Below are 22,943 nucleotides of genomic sequence, written 5' to 3'. Positions count from 1 at the left end.
GACTCGCCAAAGTCACGGGGCTGAGATACAATAAACAGTCGTTTGAAACGGTTGTTTGAATCAGCGCATGACAGAGCACAATGAAACCGCGACCCGCATTCTGGATGCGGCCGAGACGCTTTTTGCCGAACAGGGGTTCACGGAAACCTCGTTGCGCTCCATTACGGCCCGGGCCAAGGTCAACCTGGCTGCAGTGAACTACCATTTCGGGTCCAAGGAAGAACTGGTTCAGGCTGTGTTCGAACGTTTTCTGACGCCTTTCTGTCGCCGGCTCGACAAGGCACTGGACGAGCTGATGGCAAGGTCGGAGCAGAGTACTACGCCCAACCTGGAAGGGGTGTTCGGTGTACTGGCCCGCAATATGCTGTCGGGGGTGGAGTCGGCCCGCAATGACAACAAGCTCAGCATCTTCATGCGTCTGCTGGGTCTGGCCTATACCCAGTCCCAGGGTCACCTGCGGCACTATCTGCGCGAACATTACGACGCCACCTATCGGCGCTTCATTCTGCTGATCCATCAGAGCACGCCGCATGTCAGCCCCAATGAGCTGTTCTGGCGCATTCATTTTGCCGTCGGGGCCGCCGTGTTCACCATGGGCAATGTGGAGACCCTGCGCGCCATGGCGCTGAATGACACGCATCAGGACAATACGCTGGAAAACATTCTCGACAAGCTGGTGCCCTTTGTGGCCAACGCCCTGAGTGAAGACAGGGATCACTGATCAGGCCGCGACTTATTGCTGTGCGTAATAGCTCTGCCGCGTGGATGCGAGTAGATCCGCCAGCTCATCACTCCGGTCGGGGTCGAAGTTCTCCGGGGTCGAGTGTGTCAGTACGATCTTGGCCTGGCGCAGCGTGACCGGAGACAGACTGAGCCAGTGGTCGATGCGGGCCTGTACCCGTTCCCGCAATACAGTTTCCGGCACCCGCTCCTGAATCAGACCGTGGCGTAGCGCGGTCTCGGAGTCGATTTCGGCACCGGTCAGCATCAATGCTCTTACCGTGCGTTCACCCATGACCCGGATCAGGTAGGGGGTGGAAATGACCGGCATGGCCGCATGATGAATCTCATTCATGTGATAGCAGCTGCTCTCGGTGCCGATGACATAGTCGCAGCAGGCCAGAATACCCAGCGCACCGGCCTGGGCCTTGCCCTGCACCTCGGCCAGGGTAGGCACCGGGAAATGCATCAGCGTTTCCAGCATGCGGCTGATCTGGCTGGCACTCAGCGTGGACTCATAACGTGGTGAGTCGCCGATGCGGCGCATCCATTCCGGGTCGGCGCCCAGACAGAAATCCTTGCCGGTACCCCGAATATGCAGCACCCGCACGCTGTCATCCTGAGCAAAATCGTCCAGGGCCACGATGAAGGCGCACAGCACATCCTCATCATAGATATTGCCCTGTTGCGGACGGTTGAAAATGATGCTGGCAACACCATTGTGGAGAGAGGCTTCTATGGATTGTGTCATGTAATCGGACTGTTGTTGTTTATGCGTATTAAGACATAGTGTCATTGAATTGCAACTGCTGTGCATGACCGGGGAGATTTCTGTAACCTGTTCGTACCCAGCCTGCATTCGGGCCCAACCGCTTTCACGCGAGAGGATAGCATGACCAACGCTTTCGAACTGATCGACCGCCGCCCCATTGAGTCCCTGGCGCTGGAACTGCAGCATTTTCGCCACCCGGCTACCGGGGCGGAACATTACCATCTGGCGACCGATCATGACGAGAAGGTTTTCATGGTGGCACTGCGCACCAACCCGCAGGACAACTCCGGGGTGGCCCACATACTGGAGCACACCGTGCTCTGTGGCAGTGAACGCTATCCGGTGCGCGACCCTTTCTTCCTGATGATGCGGCGTTCCCTGAATACCTTCATGAACGCCTTTACCTCCAGCGACTGGACAGCCTATCCCTTCGCCAGCGAGAACGATCGGGATTTCTTCAACCTGCTGGATGTCTACCTGGACTCAGTGTTCTTCTCCAACCTGGACCCGCTTGATTTTGCCCAGGAAGGTCATCGCCTGGCCTTTCGTGACAACGACCCGGAAGGGGAACTCGAATTTCGCGGTGTGGTCTACAACGAGATGAAGGGGGCCATGAGTTCGGCCACGGCGCGCCTGTTCCAGGCCGTGACACGCTATGTGTTTCCCAATACCACCTATCACTTCAATTCCGGCGGTGAGCCGCAGGCCATACCCGGTCTCAGCTATGAGGATCTCAAGCGGTTCTACCAGCAGCATTATCATCCTTCCAATGCGGTCTTTCTGACCTTTGGCCGGGTCGCCCCCGAGCGCATCCAGGCCGAGCTGCAGGAAAAGGTTCTGCACCGCTTCGAGAACCCGGTCCAGCCCATCTCGGTGCCCCACGAACAGCGCTATCTGGCGCCCATCGAGGTCACGGAGCGGTACCCGATTGCAGCAACCGAATCGGCACAGAACAAGGATCATGTGGTGATGGCCTGGTTGCTGGGCGACAGCACTGACCTGCAGGCGCAACTGGAAGCGCACTTTCTGTCCGAGGTGCTGATGGGCAACAGTTCGTCACCGCTGCGGGCGGCGCTGGAAACGACAGAACTGTCGGCCTCCGCCTCGCCGCTGATGGGCGTCGAGGACTCCAACCGCGAGATGATGTTCGTCTGTGGCGTGGAAGGCACCTCGGCCGAGCAGGCTGCGGCGGTGGAAACACTGATTCTGGATACCCTGCAGAAGGTGGTGGCAGAGGGCGTGCCACTGGAAGACCAGACAGCCGTGCTGCATCAGATCGAGCTGGGGCAGCGCGAAATCGGCGGTGACGGCATGCCGTTCGGGCTGCAACTGATCATGTCGGTATTGCCCACCGCTGTGCACCGGGGCGATGTGCATCAGGCGCTGGATATCGATGAGGCACTGAACCATATGCGCGAGCAGATTCAGGACCCGGATTACCTGCGCCAGCTGATTGGCCGCTGGCTGCTGGACAACCCGCATCGGGTGCGCCTGACACTGGCGGCCGATCCGCAGTACAACGAGCGCGCCGAACAGGAAGAGAAAGAGCGTCTGCGCCGTATTGCCGCCGCGCTCGATACCGATCAGCGTGCCGCCATCCGGGATCTGAACGAAAAACTGGAAGCCCATCAGCAGACCGAGCCTGACCTGGATCAGTTACCCAAGGTCACGCTGGATGACATTCCCAAGGCCCTCAAGGACCGCACACCAGTGCGCCAGGATGATGCCGTCACCGCCTATGCGGAAGGCACCAATGGCCTGACCTATCTGTCCTGGCTGCGGCCGCTGAACGATCTGAGCCCGGAGCAGCAGCGCTGGCTGCCGCTGTACAGCATGATGCTGTCGGAAGTGGGGCTGGGCGCGCGGGACTATGGCGATGTGCAGCGCTGGCAGACCCGCATCTCGGGCGGGGTCAGCGCAGGCCTGTCGGCACGCAGTGCCGTTGATGATACGGCTTCGGTACAGCGCTACCTGACAGTCAACAGCAAGGCGCTGACGCATTACAGCAGTGACATGAACGAGCTGCTGCAGGAAACCGTTACCACCGCCCGCTTTGACGAGGGCAGCCGCCTGCATGAACTGCTGCAGACGCTGTTGCTGCGACGCCTGCAAGGGGTGACTGGCAGCGGCCATGCGCTGGCCATGACAGCGGCCAGTGCCGTCTGGTCCACTGGCGCTGCGCAGCAGCACTGGCAGAGCGGGCTCTCCGGTCTGGCCTGGCTGAAGTCCCTGGTTAAAGACGAAAAAACCAGTTATATCAGTGATTTGCAGGCTGCTTTGAAAGCATTGCATAATGAGTTGTCCAGGCAACCCGGGCACCTGCTGGCCATTGGTGAGCAGGACTGGCTGGATCAGCACCTGACTTCAATCCTCGGCGGCTGGGGGGCAACGGAGCCACTGACTGCCAGCACCGGCAGCAATGAATTGCCCGCACAGTCCAGCCTTACAGCCTGGATTACCGACAGTCCGGTCAACTACCTGGCCCAGGCTTTCCCGGCAGTGCCGGTCAATCACCCGGATGCGGCCGCCCTGGCGGTGCTGGCCGGTGTGCTGTCCAATGGCTTTCTGCACCGGGCCGTGCGTGAACAGGGCGGGGCCTATGGCGGCGGAGCCAGCTATGACCTGAGCAATGGCGTATTCCGCTTCTACAGTTATCGCGATCCTCGCCTGGCAGAGACCTATGTCGATTTTGCCCGCTCCATGGACTGGTTGCTGGAACAGAATCTCGGCTATCAGCCGGTAGAAGAGGCCGTGCTGGGTCTTATTTCCGGCATGGACAAGCCGGGGTCACCGGCCGGGGAAGCGCGGCGGCATTTCTTCGATGGGCTCTTTGGCCGCGATCTGGCCTTCCGGGAAACGCTGCGCGAACGGATTCTGGCGGTGCGGGAAGATGATCTCAAGCGGGTGGCGGCCGACTATCTGCATTTTGATGATTCGAGCCGCTGGTCCCGGGCCGTGGTTACCGGAGCCGACAATCGCGACCAGTGCAAAGCCTGGGGCATGGACCTGACTGAGCTCTGAACGGGCAGGGGAGGGATACCCCTCCCCTGGCCGATAGTCAGATCTCGTAGTCCGCCCAGACCGGGGCATGGTCGGACGGTTTCTCCATGCTTCTGGTTTCGTAGTCCACTTCGGCAGCCCTGCAGGCATCTGCCAGGGGTGAGGTTACCAGCAGGTAATCGATCCGCAGACCCCGTTTCGGATCGTCCTCAAAACCACGCGAACGATAATCGAACCAACTGAGGCGATCATTGCGCTGCGGATGGTGCAGGCGGAAGCTGTCCTGCAGCCCCCAGTTCTTCAGCCGCTCGATCCAGACCCGCTCCTCGGGCAGGAAGGCGCACTTGCCTTCGCGCAGCCAGCGTCTGGCGTTGTGGTCGCCAATGCCGATATCCGTGTCCTCGGGCGCGACATTGAAATCACCCAGGATCACGATGGGGTCCTGCGGACTGTGATGGGTGTCCAGCCACAATTGCAGGTTGTCATAGAAGGCCACCTTGAGCGGGAACTTGTCAGGATGATTGCGGTTCTCGCCCTGCGGGAAATAGCCATTGATGACGGTCAGCTGCTGCCCGCCGGGCGTCGGGTGGCGACTGATCAGCAGGCGGCGCTGGGCGTCCTCGGCCTCGGCCGGGAAGCGCCGTGCCACCAGTTCCGCGTCCTGCCGAAACAGGGTGGCCACGCCATAGTGGCCTTTCTGGCCGTTGTGGAACACCTGATAACCCAGGGCTTCGACCGCTGCCAGCGGGAACTGGTCATCGTGGACCTTGATTTCCTGCAGACACAGAATGTCCGGCTGCAGCCGCTGGGTGATGGCTTCCAGCTGATGCAGGCGAGCGCGGATGCCATTGATATTGAAGGATATGATGCGCATGCGGAGTTCTCTGTTGCTGTGGTTGGTTTCCGAACCGGGGTTCTGTAAAGTTCGCCATTCTAGCAGGTCCGTGGAGTCTGTAGACAATGGAATGGCTGGCCAGTCCGGAATTACTCGCAATGCTGTTTGTGGCCGCCATAGTGGCCGGGTTTGTCGATACGCTGGCCGGTGGCGGTGGGCTGATCACGTTGCCGGCGTTGCTCCTGGCTCAGGTGCCGCCGGTGGCGGCTCTGGCCACCAACAAGCTGCAGGCTTCCTTTGGCACCCTGACCGCCAGTTGGCGGATGGTGGGCAGCCGGATGGTCCGGTGGCGTGATGTGCGCGGGCTGTTCTGGGCCGCCGTCATCGGCTCGGCCATCGGCACCCTGCTGGTGCAGCGGGTAGACCCGAGTATTCTGGATATACTGATCCCGGTGGTACTGATCGGCATGGCCCTGTACTACCTGTTGGCGCCGGATACAACCGAGGCGTCGCAGCCCCGCATCGGTGAACCGACCTATCGCAATACAGTGGCGCCTGCCATAGGCTTTTATGACGGCTTTTTCGGGCCCGGCACCGGCTCTCTGTTTGCCTTTACGCGCAACACCCTGCGCGGTGATTCATTGCTGGACAGCACCGCCCGGGCCAAGATCATGAACTTCGGTTCCAATGTGGTGTCATTGCTGCTGTTCGCGCTGGGCGGGCACATGGTCTGGCTGGCCGGCGGAGTCATGATTCTGGGCCAGTTGATTGGCGCGACGCTGGGCAGCCAGATGATCGTGCGCGGCCGCGTGCAGTGGATACGCCCCCTGATCGTCATTGTCTGCGTGGCCATGGCCATCCGCTATTTCTGGCAGTCTGCCATCTGATCGTGCTGCCGGCCCGAGGTTAGTTCAGCGCTTGATCATCCGTGGAGGAGATTTTCAGGTTGATGCGTCCATCCAGCAGCGGCGCCTGATGGGGATCGGTCAGTGCCTTGCGTTGTGCCAGAGTCACGCTGGGCAGTTCCCCGAAGAGCCTTCGGTAGTCACCGGAGAACCGGCTCAGGTGGGTGAAGCCATGTCCCGTGGCGTACCAGGACACCGTCGCTCCAGGGTCGACCAGGCGGGCAATGTCTTCGCGCACCCGCAGCAAGCGTGCGCGCTGGTAACAGGCGTAGGGGGTGATGCCGGTCTGCCGGCGGATCAGTCGATACAGATTGCGGGCCCCGGTATGCACCCTGGCTGCCAGAAAATCCATGCAGAATGTCCAGTCGGGCTCGGCCTGAATGAACCGGAGCACCTGCTCCACCCGTGGGTCCGAGCTGTTGGTGGGCGAGGGCAGGGATGGTAACCAGCGCCCCGAGAGCAATGCGCGCAGGCGCTCCAGCAACAGAATGGCGCGTCTGACCAGCACCGCATGGTCTATGACATAACGCGTGTCGGCAATAAACTGACCCACCTCGGTACGTATCGATTCGACTGCATAGTCAGCCAGCCGCAATGGCGCCGATTCCGGCATCGCCTGGAAGCGTATCAGCAGACCTTCAGCTTCATGAGGGACCAGACTGACCAGGCGTTGCCCCGGCTCCAGCAGGAAGATATCCGACTGTCCAGGCAGCCGTGAGCGCCCGGGCATTGACAGATCAACAACCCCCAGCCGCAGCATGACCAGTGTGGGCAGAGGGCCATTGAACGAGTCGGTTATTGTCCTCTGATGCAGGCGCACGCAACTGATGCTCCCGTTGGGCAGCGCCAGATGAGCCAGGCTGCCCGAGCGCCTTGAAGTACCATTAAGGCTGACCCTGAGTCTGGTCAGACCGGTCAGACTCAGCAGAGCACAAGACCACTCGGCAGGGGGTGCATCTATCACCCGCGCACAGGTCTCCAGCACCCGATCAGATGCGGACGGTGAATATATCAAGGGTGGGGGATTCCAGAGGTGGGGGTGACAGATGGCTCTTTATAACTGCACCTGACTGTGGCGTCCGTCTGGCGGGCGCAAATAAGAGGTATAGGCAATGTCAGTCTGAAGGGTGCCGGGCGGCGTTTGATGCCTGCTTGAGCAGCATTGAACCGCGTCGAATCAGGCGTTTGCGCCGGGTCAGAGTCTGGCTCGGCAGCTCACCAAAATGCTCCCGGTACTGGGCCGAGAATCGCCCCAGATGAAGAAAGCCGTGATCCACGGCGTGACGCGAGATCACTGTTTCAAAGGGATCACAGCGCAGCAGTGCATCACGAGCCAGCAGCAGGCGCAGGCGTCGATAGAGCTGGTAAGGGGTCTGATCGAGAGTCAGCGCCATCAGCTTGTACAGATTGCGCTCACTGGTATGCGCCAGGGCGGCCAGGTCCCCTACATTGTAACTCCAGTCCGGGTTCGTACGCATGAAATTGACCACTCGCATAACGCGGCTGTCATGATCGGACCGGGCTCTGGCAGGGCGGACTGTCGAATTCCGGGGCTGCTGTTGTAGCAGCACCTGTTGCAGGGCCTGCAGCAGTTGGACTGTCACCGCCACGGCGGTTCGGTGCCGGGGAAAGAAATCCGCATCGTGCAGATAACCGGTCAGCAGGGCGTCCAGACTTTCCCGGCGCTCGTCATCCAGTTCAAGGCAGGTTCCGGAGGCGAGGAAGTTGGCCTGGAACTGGACAATCACCAGCTCGGAGCCCGCGTGGCATCTGACCTCTATAGCGGCGTCGGGGGTGGCAGTATGAATCTCGGTGGACTGTGGGTGACCCGGTTCTGCATTACGGCAGAAGATGATCAGCAGGGGGTGGTCATCTGTACAGGCAATCCTGATTGGCTGAGAACTCAGGCCCCGCAACGAGGCTATACTGCCGGAGCGTACGGCCAGGTGGCTCAGGCCGGTCATGGTGGCACACTGGCTGACGGGCAATGGGGTCAGTCCGGCGGGTGCGAAGTGGTCCAGTGCGCCCAGCCACTCCATGGGGGTGGCATCCAGAACCCGATTGTACGCATGCAGGCTGGGTACCTGTTCCTTTCTCAACTTCAAAGGTCATACTCCAGATCAGTAACATCTGGAGTTCAAGAAACTGCAAAAAAGGAATCCGGTCTATCCGGAAACTGTCATAGCGCCACTCAGGATGCAAAAGGCCCTCGTTTCTGTGCTTTTTCGGGAAAAAATAGCGCTCCGTGTCGTGTTGTCTATCCGAATAAGGACATGTTTCAGGCCGTTGATCGATAGCGCCAGGCCGCTTTCAGGAGTCGGTTTTCATCGGCTTGTTGCGCGCGCTGGCATGCCGTTCGCGCCGTTCGGCGTCGATATAGCGGTCCGTGGTCAGACTGCTGGCATGGCCGGCGTCATCCCGCACATGGTCAACCGGGCGCACCTTCACATCTTCGGAAATGCCGGTATGGCGCAGCCAGTGCACCGTCGCCGCCTGCAGTTCATATGACTCGTCAGCCAGACCTTCGAGGCGCATGCGCTCAACCGCCTGGTCAAAGCAGTTCTGCACCATGGCCCGGATGTGCCGCGTGGATGTTACCGGCCGCCGGCCTCCCAGCGCCGGCACCAATGGCGTGCGTTCGCCAGGCACGGGCAGGGGAGTCAGACCGAGATGCAGGCGATACCGCTTCAGCGCCGCCAGCATGGCATTGGACACACTGACCGAGCGTGCCTTGTTACCCTTGCCCACCACCTCGAACCACCAGTTGTTGTCGCTGTCGCGATGGAAATCTGACATGGTGGGTACATGGCGCTCATCAGCCACCAGTTCGGAAATTCGCAGGTACATGGCATACAGGCACTGCATGACGAACAGGGTGCGCTCATGATGATCCGGATCTTCTGCCGCCATGAGTTCGGCTGTCTCCAGCACGAAATCCCATTGCAGATTGCTCAGCCGCCTGACTTCGCGACGCTGACCACTGACCAGGAACTTGCTTTTCTGCCGGATCAGCGCCACCGGATTACTGGTCACGGCTTCTTCCTGAATCAGAAAATTGAAAAAGCTCGACAGAATGGCGAACAGGCTCTTGATCGAGGCCTGGCTGCTGGCATAGCTGCCCGGATCGGCGGTTTTTCCGGCTCGCGTCTGTACCTTGCTGACCGTGACCACAAAGGGCCGCCAATCAGGGTGCGCTTTGCGTTCACCTTCAGGGCCCCGGTAGCGCGCACAGTTCTTGGTGCCGATCCAGGCTCTGGGCGGGTCCTGACAGAAGCGTATGAACTGTTCGATATCCTCGCGCCTCAGCTCACGGATGCTTTTTTCCTGCACCAGCCAGCTCCATTGCAGCAGGCGCTCCAGTTCACGTCGATAGGCATTGAAGGTGGCCGTGGAGCCCTCATAAGAGGCCAGGAAGCGCAGCGCGTGCCAGAAGTCGTCTTCATGGACGGTGCGTGCCGCCGCCGGCAAATGGGATGGCACTGGCTCAGGCTGACGTGCAAACGGGTCCGGCAGGTGCGCCAGTTGATCAAAGATGGGAGGTGGCGGCTGGCGTGTGGACTGGGTGGTGGCCATGGTCGATGGACTCGATAACTGGACAAGAGTGCTTCAGATCATGCGTTTTTCGGCCTGTACCGTCAATACCGATAATAATAATTATCGGAGATTACGAATGTCATCCAGGTGGGCGGCGCAAACACTGCGCCGCCCTGTTTGCCAGTTACTACTCCGCAAGATCAGTCGGTATGCTCTTCTTCTAGGAGGCAACCTTGAAATGAGAGACCGACTCAAGAAGCTCCTGCGCCAGTCGCGACAGGTTCTCACTCGATGCTGCCGTTTGTGCTGATGCAGTGGCGGCTTCTTCAGCCACCTCGGAAATGCTGGTCACATTCCGATTTATTTCTTCCGCAACACTCGACTGCTGTTCGGTGGCGGTGGCCACCTGTACATTCATCTCGCTGATAGCGGTCACCTGGCGCAGAATCGATTCCAGGGAACGCCCGGTTGATCCGGCCATTGCGACACTTTCTGTACTCTGGGTGCGGCTGTGTTCGATCGCCGACACGGCCTTGCCCGCACCTTGCTGCAGTCTTTCGATGGTGTCCTGAATTTCTTCTGTCGAGTTCTGAGTTCGTCCTGCCAGAGAACGTACCTCATCTGCCACTACAGCAAATCCGCGGCCGGACTCTCCGGCTCGGGCAGCCTCGATGGCTGCATTCAGTGCCAGCAGGTTGGTCTGATCAGCAATATCACTGATCACCCCCAGGACGTTGCCGATCTCGTCACTGCACTCCTGGAGTTCACTGATAACGGTACCCGCATTCTCAAGGGCATCGGCAAGGGCAGAAATAAGGGCAATCATTTTCTCCAGTTCTGCCTGCCCTTCTCTCGCCTCGCTGTTGGCTCCCGTCGCCGCCTCAGCGGCCTGACTGGTATTGTTGGCAACCTCGCGCACCGTTGACACGAGCTCGCTCATGGCCGAGGCCACCTGCTCAGTCTCTGAACGCTGGCGGGCCACGCCACTGGTGGTCTGTTCGGTAACGGTCGACAGTTCTTCAGATGCCTGCGCCACTTGCTCGGTGGACAGCATTACATGCTTCACTACTCGTTCAAAACCTTCCACCATTCTGTTGAGCGCATGGCCGACATCACCGAGTTCATCCCTGCTGTTGATTTGTATGCGGGCCGTCAGATCTCCGTCGGCCAGTTTGACCGTTGCCTCCTGGAAATATTCAATACTGCCCAGAACGCCCCGATAGAATGCGGAAAACAGGTAGGTGATAATCAACAATACAATGCCCATGGTACCTATTGTCATATTGCGGACCATGGCTGCATGCGCCTGACGTTGGGCCAGAATATCATCAAGTATGGGCACGATTTGACCGAAGATCTCAAAAACCTGATCAATGGCCGTCGTGCTTTCAGCCATGATTTCGCCGGCCGAAACCTGAACGTGATCCGGGTCGGAGAATTCCTGCACCAGCAGATCATTGAAACGGGTAATACTTTGATGTGCCCTGTCCGCAAGCGGTCCCAGGCGATCCTCCAGCTCGGGCTGGCTCTCAAAGATGCGCGTGATATTGTAGTCAAAAGCCGTGAGCTGATTCTGGACCTGGCTCTGCCGGATGCCAATCTCCAGCCACGATCGATCAGAATGCTCTCCTGCTGCGGCCACACCGCCGCTCAGGCCTCGAGCCTGACCCATGGACTCGGTGAGCCGGGGCAGCTGATTTATGACGAGGTCAATCATATAGTGTGTCGTCAGCATGGAGTCCATGATCAGATTGGACCGTTCAGCAACAATACGGACAATGTCGAAAAGGTCGTCTATCAACGCAGTGTGCCGAGCAAAGCTCTCGCCACCGGACAGGCTTGTGGACTGACCCATCAAAGCATGCCAGTCTGCCTGGAGCCTTTCGATCCGGCGCTGGATGTTGCCATCAGCCCCCTGTGACTGGGCTACCAGTACATTGAGCTGGCTCAATGCCCCTTCCGCCTCACGACCGATGCTCTCGAGCGTTGGCCTTGCGCTTTCGTCACCGCCAATCACGGCAGCGGAAAGTCCTCTGTGCTGCTGCATCAGACGTAACGGATTCGCCAGAAGTTCCATATCAGACACCCCTTGTCGTTCCTGACTGATAAATTCCACACGGTCTGCCATTTCCGACTGAAGGGCAAATCCAACACCAAGTAGTGGCAGCAGAATAACAAGCGATATCAGAAGAAATTTCTGTGGGTACCGAAGACGATTCAACAGAACCACCCCCGGCTTCAGCAATGCCATCATGATACATACTCCCCTTTGCTGGTTATATTTATTATTTTTCTGCACAGAAGAGCCTTGCAGTATCCATTTGCGGGGCGGCAGACAATCAGGGACTGTCAGCCTTTGCGTAATCCTGTTACCGAAAAAGCAGGTCTGCGCTTTATCAGATTAGTACAGGAACTGCAGAAATTCAGAATATGCTCAACTAATTGGATGGCGTGTTTTTTCAGTGATCTGAGTCGCTTATACTGATCTTTGTTCTTCATTCTGCTCTCCCACAGGAGGTTCGCCATGAGTCTGCAGCCGTTTCATCTGGCCATACCCGTTCATGATCTTGCCCAGGCCCGACAGTTCTACAGTGAAGTGTTTGGTCTGGAGGAAGGCCGTTCCAGCGACCAGTGGGTGGACTTCAACTTCTATGGCCATCAGTTGGTGATACACGAACATCCCAGAACGCCAGCGCAGGAACAGGCACATACCAACCCGGTTGACGGCCATGATGTACCCGTGCCCCACTTCGGCGTGATCCTGACCTGGTCACAGTGGGAAGACCTGGCCGAGCGTCTGCGCAGTTTCAGGACCGAATTTGTCATCGAACCCTATGTACGTTTCAAGGGCGAAGTCGGTGAACAAGCCACCATGTTCCTGCTGGACCCCTGCGGCAATGCGCTGGAGTTCAAGGCCTTCAAGGACCCGGCGCAGCTGTTTGCCAGCTAGTGGTTTTTGCGCTCACTGGGCGGCGGTCGTTGCGGTATCGGCCGTCACCAGGCTCTGCACCGATTTCAGGGTACTGCTGGTGGTGCTGGTAAACACATAGATATCGGCAAAGCAGTACCAGTCGTCGGCCATTCGATAGCGCCCGGACACTGCCGCTTCCCGCCCATGGGTGATCACGTGCTCGATGATCAGTTCATCCACGGGTTCAGCCCGCCTTTTACGCAGGGCCGCCTCGTAGTCTGCCCTGCCCTCGACCTGCCACTGGCCAGCCAGGCACCAGACAATGTCGGCATGGGCGCTTTCCACCAGCAATTCGAAATTGCCTTCCGCATAGGCGCGATGCAGTTCAATCAGAAAACATTTTCGCGGCGAGTTGCCACAGGCTTCCGGATAGCTGATCTTCATAATGCCGCTCTTCTCCTTTGATACGTCATCAGTCTAACCATACATCATTGGTCAGTATTGACACATCTGTCCGCTCGGTTTAATTTTAAACCGATTGGACAAATTGTTTAAAGTGGAATCTCGCCTAGTGCTCAGTTTTATTGAACAGACCCGTCGTACCCAGATCGTCAACGCCGCCATCGAGGTGCTTGCCGAGGAAGGCTATGCCCGCACTTCGCTGGCTCGCATTGCGACCCATGCGGGGATCTCCAAGGGTGTCATCACCTATCACTTCAAAAGCAAAGACGAGCTCTTTGCTGAGGTATTCCGGCAGGTGGTCGAGGATGCCGGCCTCTATATCATGCCCCATATCAAGACTGCCGGCTCCCCGAGGGAACGTCTGAGCACCTACATTACCTTGCAGATTCGCTACATGGCCGAGCACCGCTCTGCCCTGCTGGCCATCGGTCAGCTGGCATACAACCATGGCGGAGACGGTGCCGGGGCAGATTACATCAGTGCGGCCACGCAGGACGAACTGGGCCTGCTGGAGCAGATACTGGCCGAGGGTCAGGCCACAGGCGAGTTTCGCCCCTTCGACTGTCGGATCATGGCCCTGACGGTATCCAAGGCCATAGAAGCGGCACTGACAGACTGGGCCTGGAATCCCAATCTGAACCTGCTGGCCTATGGCGACGAAATAGTGGCGCTGTTCGACCATGGTCTGCAGGCTGTCTCTCCTGCGGGAGCGCGCTGATGCGGCTTCTTCGCAAGTCTGTCTTCAGCGACCTGCGCGCCCTGCCCTGGACGGTACCTGCGGTACCTCTGATTCTTCTGGCGGCTGTTGTTCTGGTGTTTGTGGCGCCGCTGACGACTCTGAGCGCCATCTGGCAGACTGCACCGGTGGGCCTGGTGACGGTATTGATCATGCTGTTGCTGTCCGTGCCTCTGTTCCTGCTGCCACTGTGGTCGGCTCGAATCGGAAAACAAGCCTCATGGGCCCAGGCAGCGCCTGAACTGACTGATATAGCCCTGGCGCTGATGCTGGTCGGCACCCTGCTGTCCATTACCATGGTGGCACTGATGCTGCCGAGAGTCGGGCCGTTTCAGTATCTGGACTGGAACTGGCAGGGCAAGACACTGGATATGCTGTGGCTGCTGACGCTGATTGTACTGTTACCCGGGCCCCTGCGGCGGGAACTGGGCTGGCAGTGGCGTATCTATCCCGGGACAGGGTCTGCGGCGGCCATCAATATCGTGCTGTGGGGAGCGATTGGGTTTTTGATCACGCGTCAGGGCATGTTTGGCGATCCGGTTGAACTGGCGCGGACGGACCTGACCCTGGAGCGCCTGCTGTTTGACATCAGTCACCCCAACCTGGCCGAAGAGATACTGTTTCGCGGCCTGTTGCTGGCCGTGCTGGACCGCGTATTCCGACCCAACTGGACACTGTTCGGCGCCCGCATGGGCTGGGGCGTGATCATTACCGCCTGGCTGTTCGGCCTGGCACACGGGGTAGCGATTGATACCGAATCCAGCCTGCTGACCGGTACTGGCAGCGGGCTGGGCATCACGCTCGATATGGCCTGGCTGGCCCAGTCTTTTGTCATGGGCCTGGTACTGGGCTGGATTCGGGCGCTGACGGGCAGTCTGTGGCCAGCCTTTCTGGGTCACTGCGCGCCCGAACTGGGCATCCTGCTGGCCCTGTCTCTGTACTAGCCGGCACGTTTGACCTGCCGCAAAGGGTATGGGCCGCGAGCCGATGCAATCACTCCCTGCCCTAGTGAAATATTTTTTATCGTCGGCTGGCGAGGATGGCAGGCACTGCATCCGGCTTATCATTAGATAAACTTCAGGACAAAGGGCAGGAATACTTTGATGATTTAGTGAACTTCGTTGATCAACCCGGTACAGGCGCCCTGGCCCTGGCAGGAAAACAACAGCAGCCAGAGCGCCATAAACACTGTTCAGTGTCTGTTACAGATAGGTTGAAGCAAGTCCGCCATCGACGGGAATGTTGGCCCCACACACCCAGCGGGCCTGGTCCGAACAGAGAAAGGCGATCACTTCTGCCACTTCATCCGAATACGCAGGGCGCTTCATTCGTGCGGCATCTTTCTGCACCCTTTCCTCGCCCAGCATGCTCACGAAATCACCCAGAATGGGCGTGAAGACCGGGCCGGGGGCAACCGAGTTCATGCGCACATTGTGGTCCCTGAACCATGGGAAAGCCTCCTGCAACGTCCAGACGATCAACGCTTCCTTGAAATACTGATAGCAGATGTCCTGCCGGACAGGATGATCGGACAGCCAGGATTGGCCTTCCGCAAAGCTGCCGGTGGAGGCCAGGGCCTTGTGAGCCTCAAGTCGTTCCGGCCACTCTATCCCCAGGATAGAGGCGACATTGACCACTGCAGCCCTTTCGTTCATTTTGGGCAGTATGGCTTTACTCAGATGACGCAAACCCAGATAGTTGACACGAGCCACGAGTTCGACAGGCGCAGTACCCGGAACACCTGCGATATTGCACAGTGCATCTATCTTTCCGGGGACCTGCGCCACAGCTGCATCAATGGCCTCGGTATCGCCCAGATCCACTGCAATGAATTGATGCATGGACACATTTGGCTCGTTGCGATCCATGCCGATCACTTGGGCGCCCTGCGCCCGTGCCAGGCGGGCCACATCGGCACCGATACCGGAAGATACACCCGTAACGAGCAGAGTCTTGTTGGTCAGGTTCATAGTATTTTGCTCACTTTTGCATTGTCTTGTGGCTTGATCAGAACGGGTATGGTGTCGCTGCCTGCTTGACCGTCACCCACTGCCAGTGCGTATAGGTATCCCAGTCGGAAATGCTGCCTACCGCATGACCGTTGCCGGACTGCCCGCAACCACCAAAGGGGTTGGTGCACTCGTCGTTTATGGTCTGGTCATTGATGTGCAGCATGCCCACTTTCAGTTGCGCACCGATGGCTTGCGCGCGCGCGAGATCGGCCGAGATGACGGCACCGGCAAGACCGTATTCGGTGTCGTTGGCGACCCTGACCGCCTCGTCGTCGGTTTTGAACGTGGTCAGGTTGATCACCGGCCCAAACACCTCTTCCTCATAGGCACGCATGCCCGGCTTCACACCCGAGAGCACGGTAGGCTGGTAAAACAACCCTTTATATTCACCGCCAGCCTGCAGCACCGCACCGGCTTTGACGGAGTCATGAACAATGGCATGAACCCGCTCCACCTGGCGACGGTTGATCAATGGCCCCAGGGCGACCTGACCGCTGACAGGGTCACCGACGGGCAGGTGCCTGGCTTTCTCGACCAGTTTCTGCGCCAGTTCGTCGGCGATACTCTCATGCACCAGTACCCGGCCGGAGGCCATGCAAATCTGGCCCTGGTGAAAATAGGCACCCCAGGCGATGTTGCTGGCCGCTACGTCCAGGTCGGCATCTGCCAGAATAATCAGCGGGCTCTTGCCGCCGAGTTCCAGTGACACCTTCTTCAGGTTGCGACCACACAGCTCACCCACCTTGCGGCCGGTGTCGGTTGAGCCGGTAAAGGCCACCATGGCCACTTCAGGTGCTGTGCACAGCGCCTCGCCTGCATCTGCGCCCCCAGGCAGTACCTGGTAAACACCCTGCGGCAAACCCGCTTCTTCCAGTGCCAGCGCCAACAACATGCCGCCTGACAAGGGTGTTTGAGTGTCTGGCTTGGACACCACGGCATTGCCCATTGCCAGTGCCGGCACAACAGCGCGAGTTGACAGAATCAGCGGGAAGTTGAACGGCGAGATCACCCCGACCACTCCCAGCGGTAACCGTTTCGCGTAGGACTGACGGTCTGGCGTCGAGGCCAGGGTATGGCCATCGGCCTCTACCGCGATGGACGATGCCAGTTGCAGGATGAACGCGGCTTCCTTCACCTCATGCTGGCCCTTGGGAATGATGCCGCCCGTTTCGCGTGCGATGAGCAGCGCGAGCTCTTCGGCATTGTCTTCCAGAAAGCGGGCCGCTTTGAGGAAAATGGCTGATCTTTCGCGTGGTGTGTGTTTGACCCAGTCCTGTTGGGTCTCGGCTGCCCTGGCACAGGCCAGTTGAACGTCGTTACCACTGGCCAGGCCGGTGGTCGTCAGCACCTGTTCAGTGGCGGGTTCCAGCACCTCATTGCGCCCACCCCCGGAAGCAGATACCCACTCGCCGGTAAATATGTTGTTCTGCCATTTGTATTCATGTGTTTCAGTAAAGACGGACATGCTAAATCTCCTGTCTTGTTGTTGTAGAGAGTTGTAAGAGATCGTGGTTAACCACAGCATCGCCATCGCAAGAGGTGTGCCCACTGGCAGGAAGCTATCTGAAAAGGTCTGAAATCTGCCTTAAGTCATTGAGTAGAAAGAAAATAATTTGCGGTCTCGGCCGGGCCGCCGGGGCGGCGTGAAGGGGTGGCCTGGGTCGGATTTGACGATATGATCAAGTCGGCCCAATATAGAGATGACCATATAAGAAATACAAAACCCGCGAATTACAAAAACAGAGCCACAGCAATGACATCATCCCGAATCTCTCTTGCTGAAATCGTCCGGGAAGCCGGCGGCCAGCCGTTCAGGGGCCATTCCGATCACCTGAACAACCAAAGTTCACCCACGCTGGACGAGCTCAGCGAATGCCTGCAGTTCTCTCCTGGAGATGGCCGTATCTGGCTGACCGACCAGCGAATGCTGCTCGTGCATGCCAGTTCCTTTGGCTCCATGAGGCGTGAGCTCATCGACATGATCGGGCTGGAGAAAACCCGTGGCCTGCTGACCCGCACTGGTTATGTGTCAGGTGCCCGCGATGCCCACCTGGTCAGGACTCAGTGGCCCTCGGCCGACCATGAGTCCATCTTCTTTGCGGGCACCAAGCTTCATGCGCTGGAAGGTGCCGTACAGGTGGAAACCGTACGTTTCGAATTCGATTCCGAAAAGGGCCTCTACGATGGCGAGTTTCTCTGGTACCACAGCAGCGAAGATGACGAACATCTGGCCAGCTACGGGGTCGGTGTGCACCCCGCATGCTGGATGGAGTTGGGTTATGCCATGGGCTATGTCAGCGGCCTGATAGGCTCCATGGTGATTTTTCGCGAGGTGGAGTGCCGGTCCATGGGGCATTCCCTGTGCCGGGTTATCGGGAAATCTGCTGAGATGTGGCCCGACCCCGAAGAAGACCTGAAGTACATCAACATCTCGACCGGCGAGGCGAATGTACCGCGCCGAAGCGAGTCCGCCGCGCCACTGGTATCACTTGAGCCAACCAACAGCCGGCAAATGATCGGTGGTTCCGCCGCCTTTACGGCCGCCAATCACGCCTTGAACAAGGTGGCCGGTACCATGGCCACCGTGCTGTTCATTGGTGAATCCGGCGTGGGCAAGGAGCTTTTTGCTTCGCGCCTGCATGCCACCAGCCCGATCAGTTCCGGGCCGTTTGTGGCCTTCAATTGTGCCGCCATTCCGGACAACCTGCTGGAAGCAGAGCTGTTCGGTGTGGAAAAAGGGGCCTTTACCGGGGCCAGTGCAAGCCGACCCGGACGCTTTGAACGTGCACACGGTGGCACACTGTTTCTGGATGAAATCAGCGAGCTTGATCTGGCAGGCCAAAGCAAGCTGCTGCGCGCCCTGCAGGAATCCGAGATTGAACGTGTTGGTGGCACACACCCGATAAAACTGGATGTTCGTATCGTGGCGGCCACCAATATCGACCTGCGCCAGGCGGTCGCCGAAGGACGGTTCCGCGAAGACCTGTTCTACCGTCTGAACGTCTTTCCAATCACTATTCCGCCGTTGCGCGAGCGACGCAGTGACATTCCCCTGTTGATCAGTCACTTCTTCAATCTGTTCTGTACGCAGCATGATCGCCATCCGAACGGCATTACGCAGAGAGCCTCCATGGCCCTGCTCAACTACGACTTCCCCGGCAATATCAGAGAGCTGCAAAATATCATCGAACGAGGCGTGATTGCTTCAGAAGACAACGAGCCCCTCGACCTGCCCCATCTGTTTCGCAATGAAAAGATTCCGGACAGCATGATCTATTCGTTGAACAGATCCGGGGGCTTGAGCACAAACAATCAATCGACTGGGCTATCGGACAACACTCTGTCTGCGCATCTGGAGGCGTTTCAGAACGGCGATGCTGAATTGAGTCTGGATGAGTTGGAACAACAACTGATACAGAATGCCGTTCAAAGTACCCGCGGCAACCTGTCAAAGGCGGCACGGCGCCTTGGCCTGACCCGGCCGCAACTGGCGTACCGCATGAAAAAGCACGGCCTGTCTGACAGTCCGCCATGATGCCAATATTGCCAAGCTGATCGCCGTCCATGGCGGGGGTTTTCAGGTCGACTTCGACCCCGTGGTTATCGAAGCAGGCGTTCCAGTGCCTGATCAACGGCTTCTGGCCAGCGGTCTCCGGTCATGACCTCGAAACCGTGATCACCGGTAAAGGCACTGCCGAAGACCACATCCGGCTCCAGGGTGCGCAGCAAGCGCAGGCTGTCGGCCAGCAGAGTCCGGTTCTCCTCCGTATGAACACTGGCGATAAAGCCTGCGGTCCACCGGTTCTGGCGATTGATGAACAGCGTATCCCCTGTGAACAGGTAGCGCTGCCCCAGCGGAGATTCCACCAGAAAGCAGGTGCTGCCCGGGCTGTGGCCGGGGGTGGGGATCAGCTCGATATTGCCCAGCACAGTCTGGCGCTGGTCAAAGGTATGGTCGGGGGTGCGTACCCTGGCAAAGGCCGCCTGTTCGGCGACGTGGCCCCAGAGTTGGGTGCCATGGCGCTGCGCCAGATGGTTCATGCCCTCCCCCACTTCGTCTTCATGACTGAGCAACTGATGGTCCACACCGCCCAGCTCCGCCATCTGATCAATATCGGCTTTATGGCGCGTATTGTAGAACAGCACATTGCCCTGCTCTCGGGTCAGCAGGTAAGCGTGAGTGGTCAGGCCGGGGAATGGCGCTTCGGTATCGGTTTCCCATACATCGGGCTGTATCTGTCGCATGACAGTCTCCTCTCTGTCGTGATTTCAGATGCAGCCTAGATGTTGAAGTTAACTTTAAGTCAACAGGTTGTATTGTGAATTCATGTAAAACAAGCCATCAGCGGCCATCAGCCCTCGACAGCCGGTTTGAACCAGTTCAGCTTGTGATGCAGTTTGACCACTTCGCCCACGATAATCAGCGTCGGCGCCTGAACATCATGCTGGTCGACCAGGTCGCAGATGGTGCTCAGCGTGGCGGTGAAGACACGGTGCTGGGGTGTGGTGCCCTGCTCTATCAGCGCCACTGGCATGTCCGGTGAGCAGCCGTGGGCACACAGCTGGCGGGCTATTTCCGGCAGCGCCACCAGCCCCATGTAGAACACCAGAGTCTGGCCGGCGGTGACCAGTTCGTCCCATTTCAGGTCACTGGTGTTGTTTTTCAGGTGGGCGGTCACGAAACGCACCGATTGCGAGTAGTCCCGGTGCGTTAGCGGGATGCCGCTGTAGGCAGCACAGCCCGAAGCGGCCGTGATGCCGGGCACCACCTGGAACTCGATGCCGGCGGCAGCGAGCTGTTCGATTTCTTCGCCACCGCGGCCGAAGATGAAGGGGTCACCGCCCTTCAGCCGGCAGACCCGTTTGCCGGCGCGGGCATGGCGAATCAGCAGTTCGTTGATGCCTTCCTGCGGTACGGCGTGCTCACTGCGTCGCTTGCCGACATAGATCAACTCGGCATCACGGCGCACCAGGGCCAGGATCTCCGGGCTGACCAAGCGGTCATGCAGCACCACATCGGCCTGCTGCATCAGGCGCAGGGCCTTGAAGGTCAGCAGGTCCGGGTCACCCGGCCCGGCACCGACCAGATAGACTTCTCCGCGCCCGTGATCGCCCTGCCGGAAATGCTGCAGTTCTTCTTCCAGCAACCGGCCGGCGGCCTCTTTCTGTCCGGTCATGGCCCTGTCGGCAATCACGCCGTTCAGCACCCGCTCCCAGAAGCGGCGCCGAGCAGTACTGCCGGACAGAGTCTCCTGCACCTGTTTGCGGTACTGCCCCACCAACTGGGCAAGCAGGCCCATGCTGGCTGGCAGCAGGCTCTCGATACGCCCGCGCATCAGGCGTGTCAGTACCGGCGCTGCCCCACTGCTGCTGACGGCAGCCACCACAGGCGAACGGTCGATAACGGCCGGGAAGATGAAGGTGCCGGCCGTCGGGTCATTGACCACATTGACCGGCAGACGCAGTTGCCGCGCATCCGCCGCCACCTGATGATTGACCTGCTGATCGTTGGTAGCCGCCACGATCAGATCCATCTGCTGCAGGTGCCTGGCCTCGTAGACAGCATTAATCCAGAGCACCCTGGCCTCATCAACCAGGATCTGACTGGCCGCTGCCAGTTCGGGGGCGAGCAGAGTCACACTGGCTCCGGCTTCGAGCAGCAACTGGGCCTTGCGCGCGGCCACCGGACCGCCGCCCACGATCAGTGCAGACTGATCTCCGACCTGATGAAACAGGGGCAGGAAATCCATGTCAGGCCGCCGGCTGCAGCCGCTCCAGGCCACCCATGTAGGCGCGCAGAACGGTCGGTATGATCACACTGCCATCGGCCTGCTGATAGTTCTCCAGCACGGCCACCAGGGTACGACCCACGGCCAGGCCGGAGCCGTTCAGCGTATGCAGCAGTTCCGGCTTGCCGGTGTCCGGGTTCCGCCAGCGCGCCATCATGCGCCGCGCCTGGAAATCCGTCATGTTGGAACAGCTGGAGATTTCCCGGTAGGTGCCCTGCGCCGGCAGCCAGACTTCCAGGTCATAGGTCTTGGCGGCGCCAAAGGTCATGTCGCCGCCGCAGAGGGCAAGCTTGCGATACGGCAATTCCAGCGCCTGCAGAATGGCTTCGGCATGCCCGGTCATCTCTTCCAGCGCATCCCAGGAGCGGTCCGGGCGCACAATCTGCACCATTTCCACCTTTTCGAACTGGTGCTGCCGAATCATGCCCCGGGTATCCTTGCCGTAGGAACCTGCTTCGCTGCGGAAACAGGGCGTATGGGCGGTCAGGCGCAGTTGGCCGTCGGCTGGCAGATCCAGAATCTCGTTGCGCGCCAGGTTGGCCAGCGTGACCTCGCTGGTCGGAATCAGATAGTAGTGACTGTTGCCAAAGGGAATCTTGAACAGGTCCTCTTCGAACTTGGGCAACTGACCACTGCCATACAATGTGTCGGCATTGACCATGAAGGGGGTATAGACCTCCTCATAGCCATGCTGCAGCGTGTGCGTGTCGAGCATGAACTGCGTCAGGGCCCGGTGCAGGCGGGCCATCTGGTTGCGCATGACGACGAAACGACTGCCGGTCAGCTTGCTGGCCTGATCAAAATCCAGGCCGCCCAGGCGCTCCCCGATGTCCACGTGGTCCTGGGGTTCGAAATCCAGATTCGTCGGTTCGCCCCAGCGTGCCACCTCGACATTGTCGTCTTCACTGGTGCCCTCGGGTACCGATTCGTGCGGCAGGTTGGGCATGTCCAGCAGCAGGTCGTTCAACTCGGCCTGCACGGTTTTCAGCGTCTGCTCGAGTTCTTCCTGCTGCGAATCCAGACCGGCCACTTCGCGCGCGACCTGCGCCTTGGCCTCTTCCACCGGGGTGCCCTGCTGAATCAGTTGCCCGATGCTTTTGGACAGCTTTTTCTTTTCTGCCTGACTCTCTTCGGTGGCCACCTGCAGCGACTTGCGTCGGGATTCCAGATCCTGAAACGCGGACACATCCAGCGTGTAACCCTTGCGACGGAGCTGCGTGGCAATGGCTTCGGGATCCTGGCGCAGGGCCTTGATATCAAGCATTGT

The 22,943-nt window shown here is 59.1% G+C and carries 19 protein-coding genes; 7 read left to right on the top strand and 12 right to left on the bottom strand.

The window, feature by feature from the left end; all coding sequences use genetic code 11:
• The first annotated feature begins 67 nt into the window (after positions 1-67).
• Positions 68-721, top strand: a complete 654-nt coding sequence (locus tag E4656_RS04550) for a TetR/AcrR family transcriptional regulator (RefSeq protein ID WP_135481554.1) — start codon at positions 68-70, stop codon at positions 719-721.
• Between the two features lie 12 nt (positions 722-733).
• Here E4656_RS04550 and E4656_RS04545 read toward each other — a convergent pair whose 3' ends face one another.
• On the bottom strand, positions 734-1,471 hold the full coding sequence (locus tag E4656_RS04545) for an enoyl-CoA hydratase/isomerase family protein (RefSeq protein ID WP_167855930.1): 738 nt from the start codon (positions 1,469-1,471) through the stop codon (positions 734-736).
• A 141-nt stretch (positions 1,472-1,612) separates the two neighbouring features.
• On the opposite strand from E4656_RS04545, the gene E4656_RS04540 reads away from it, so the two are divergent.
• The gene (locus tag E4656_RS04540) at positions 1,613-4,513 is read left to right on the top strand and encodes an insulinase family protein (protein WP_135481550.1); all 2,901 of its coding nucleotides are present in this window, start codon (positions 1,613-1,615) and stop codon (positions 4,511-4,513) included.
• 37 nt (positions 4,514-4,550) lie between these two features.
• Here the strand turns inward: E4656_RS04540 and xthA are convergent, their stop codons facing one another.
• Positions 4,551-5,366 (bottom strand): exodeoxyribonuclease III, encoded by an 816-nt coding sequence (xthA, locus tag E4656_RS04535; protein ID WP_135481548.1) that lies wholly within the window; start codon positions 5,364-5,366, stop codon positions 4,551-4,553.
• Between the two features lie 86 nt (positions 5,367-5,452).
• Here xthA and E4656_RS04530 point away from each other — a divergent pair, with 86 nt between their 5' ends.
• On the top strand, positions 5,453-6,214 hold the full coding sequence (locus E4656_RS04530) for a TSUP family transporter (protein WP_135481546.1): 762 nt from the start codon (positions 5,453-5,455) through the stop codon (positions 6,212-6,214).
• 19 nt (positions 6,215-6,233) lie between these two features.
• On the opposite strand, the gene E4656_RS04525 is transcribed toward E4656_RS04530, so the two are convergent.
• The 4 genes from E4656_RS04525 to E4656_RS04510 form a co-directional block, all read right to left on the bottom strand.
• Entirely contained in the window at positions 6,234-7,247 is a 1,014-nt protein-coding gene (locus E4656_RS04525) for a helix-turn-helix domain-containing protein (protein WP_135481544.1), read from the bottom strand.
• Between the two features lie 100 nt (positions 7,248-7,347).
• Entirely contained in the window at positions 7,348-8,337 is a 990-nt protein-coding gene (locus E4656_RS20595) for a helix-turn-helix domain-containing protein (RefSeq protein ID WP_135481542.1), read from the bottom strand.
• Between the two features lie 205 nt (positions 8,338-8,542).
• Complete coding sequence (locus E4656_RS04515) at positions 8,543-9,805, bottom strand: tyrosine-type recombinase/integrase (protein ID WP_135481540.1); 1,263 nt, start codon at positions 9,803-9,805, stop codon at positions 8,543-8,545.
• A gap of 181 nt (positions 9,806-9,986) precedes the next feature.
• The gene (locus E4656_RS04510) at positions 9,987-12,020 is read right to left on the bottom strand and encodes a methyl-accepting chemotaxis protein (RefSeq protein WP_135481539.1); all 2,034 of its coding nucleotides are present in this window, start codon (positions 12,018-12,020) and stop codon (positions 9,987-9,989) included.
• A gap of 270 nt (positions 12,021-12,290) precedes the next feature.
• On the opposite strand from E4656_RS04510, the gene E4656_RS04505 reads away from it, so the two are divergent.
• Positions 12,291-12,716: a VOC family protein gene (locus tag E4656_RS04505; protein ID WP_135481537.1), complete on the top strand. Its 426-nt coding sequence runs from the start codon at positions 12,291-12,293 to the stop codon at positions 12,714-12,716.
• Between the two features lie 12 nt (positions 12,717-12,728).
• Here the strand turns inward: E4656_RS04505 and E4656_RS04500 are convergent, their stop codons facing one another.
• Complete coding sequence (locus tag E4656_RS04500; RefSeq protein ID WP_135481535.1) at positions 12,729-13,121, bottom strand: nuclear transport factor 2-like protein; 393 nt, start codon at positions 13,119-13,121, stop codon at positions 12,729-12,731.
• A gap of 127 nt (positions 13,122-13,248) precedes the next feature.
• Here E4656_RS04500 and E4656_RS04495 point away from each other — a divergent pair, with 127 nt between their 5' ends.
• Together E4656_RS04495 and E4656_RS04490 are read left to right on the top strand one after the other, a co-directional pair.
• On the top strand, positions 13,249-13,857 hold the full coding sequence (locus E4656_RS04495) for a TetR/AcrR family transcriptional regulator (protein ID WP_167855929.1): 609 nt from the start codon (positions 13,249-13,251) through the stop codon (positions 13,855-13,857).
• A complete protein-coding gene (locus E4656_RS04490; protein WP_135481532.1) occupies positions 13,857-14,819 on the top strand; it encodes a CPBP family intramembrane glutamic endopeptidase in 963 nt (320 codons plus the stop codon). Before E4656_RS04495 ends, E4656_RS04490 begins: the two co-directional genes overlap by 1 nt.
• Before the next feature lie 258 nt (positions 14,820-15,077).
• On the opposite strand, the gene E4656_RS04485 is transcribed toward E4656_RS04490, so the two are convergent.
• Complete coding sequence (locus E4656_RS04485) at positions 15,078-15,845, bottom strand: coniferyl-alcohol dehydrogenase (protein WP_135481530.1); 768 nt, start codon at positions 15,843-15,845, stop codon at positions 15,078-15,080.
• 37 nt (positions 15,846-15,882) lie between these two features.
• Positions 15,883-17,352, bottom strand: coding sequence for a benzaldehyde dehydrogenase (locus E4656_RS04480; RefSeq protein WP_135481528.1), 1,470 nt, complete (start codon positions 17,350-17,352; stop codon positions 15,883-15,885).
• Between the two features lie 288 nt (positions 17,353-17,640).
• On the opposite strand from E4656_RS04480, the gene E4656_RS04475 reads away from it, so the two are divergent.
• Complete coding sequence (locus tag E4656_RS04475) at positions 17,641-19,422, top strand: sigma-54-dependent Fis family transcriptional regulator (RefSeq protein ID WP_135481526.1); 1,782 nt, start codon at positions 17,641-17,643, stop codon at positions 19,420-19,422.
• A gap of 65 nt (positions 19,423-19,487) precedes the next feature.
• Here E4656_RS04475 and E4656_RS04470 read toward each other — a convergent pair whose 3' ends face one another.
• The 3 genes from E4656_RS04470 to serS all read right to left on the bottom strand — a co-directional run bounded on the left by E4656_RS04470 (position 19,488) and on the right by serS (position 22,940).
• Positions 19,488-20,132 (bottom strand): MBL fold metallo-hydrolase, encoded by a 645-nt coding sequence (locus E4656_RS04470; RefSeq protein WP_135481525.1) that lies wholly within the window; start codon positions 20,130-20,132, stop codon positions 19,488-19,490.
• 107 nt (positions 20,133-20,239) lie between these two features.
• Positions 20,240-21,637 (bottom strand): siroheme synthase CysG, encoded by a 1,398-nt coding sequence (gene cysG / locus E4656_RS04465; protein ID WP_135481523.1) that lies wholly within the window; start codon positions 21,635-21,637, stop codon positions 20,240-20,242.
• Position 21,638: 1 nt separating this feature from the next.
• Positions 21,639-22,940, bottom strand: a complete 1,302-nt coding sequence (gene serS / locus E4656_RS04460; protein ID WP_135481521.1) for a serine--tRNA ligase — start codon at positions 22,938-22,940, stop codon at positions 21,639-21,641.
• Positions 22,941-22,943: the final 3 nt, after the last annotated feature.

The sequence above is a fragment of the Natronospirillum operosum genome (genome assembly GCF_004768465.1).
Lineage (GTDB): Bacteria > Pseudomonadota > Gammaproteobacteria > Pseudomonadales > Natronospirillaceae > Natronospirillum > Natronospirillum operosum.
Note: the sequence above shows the minus strand (reverse complement) of the source record. Positions and strands in the feature narration are given on the sequence as shown.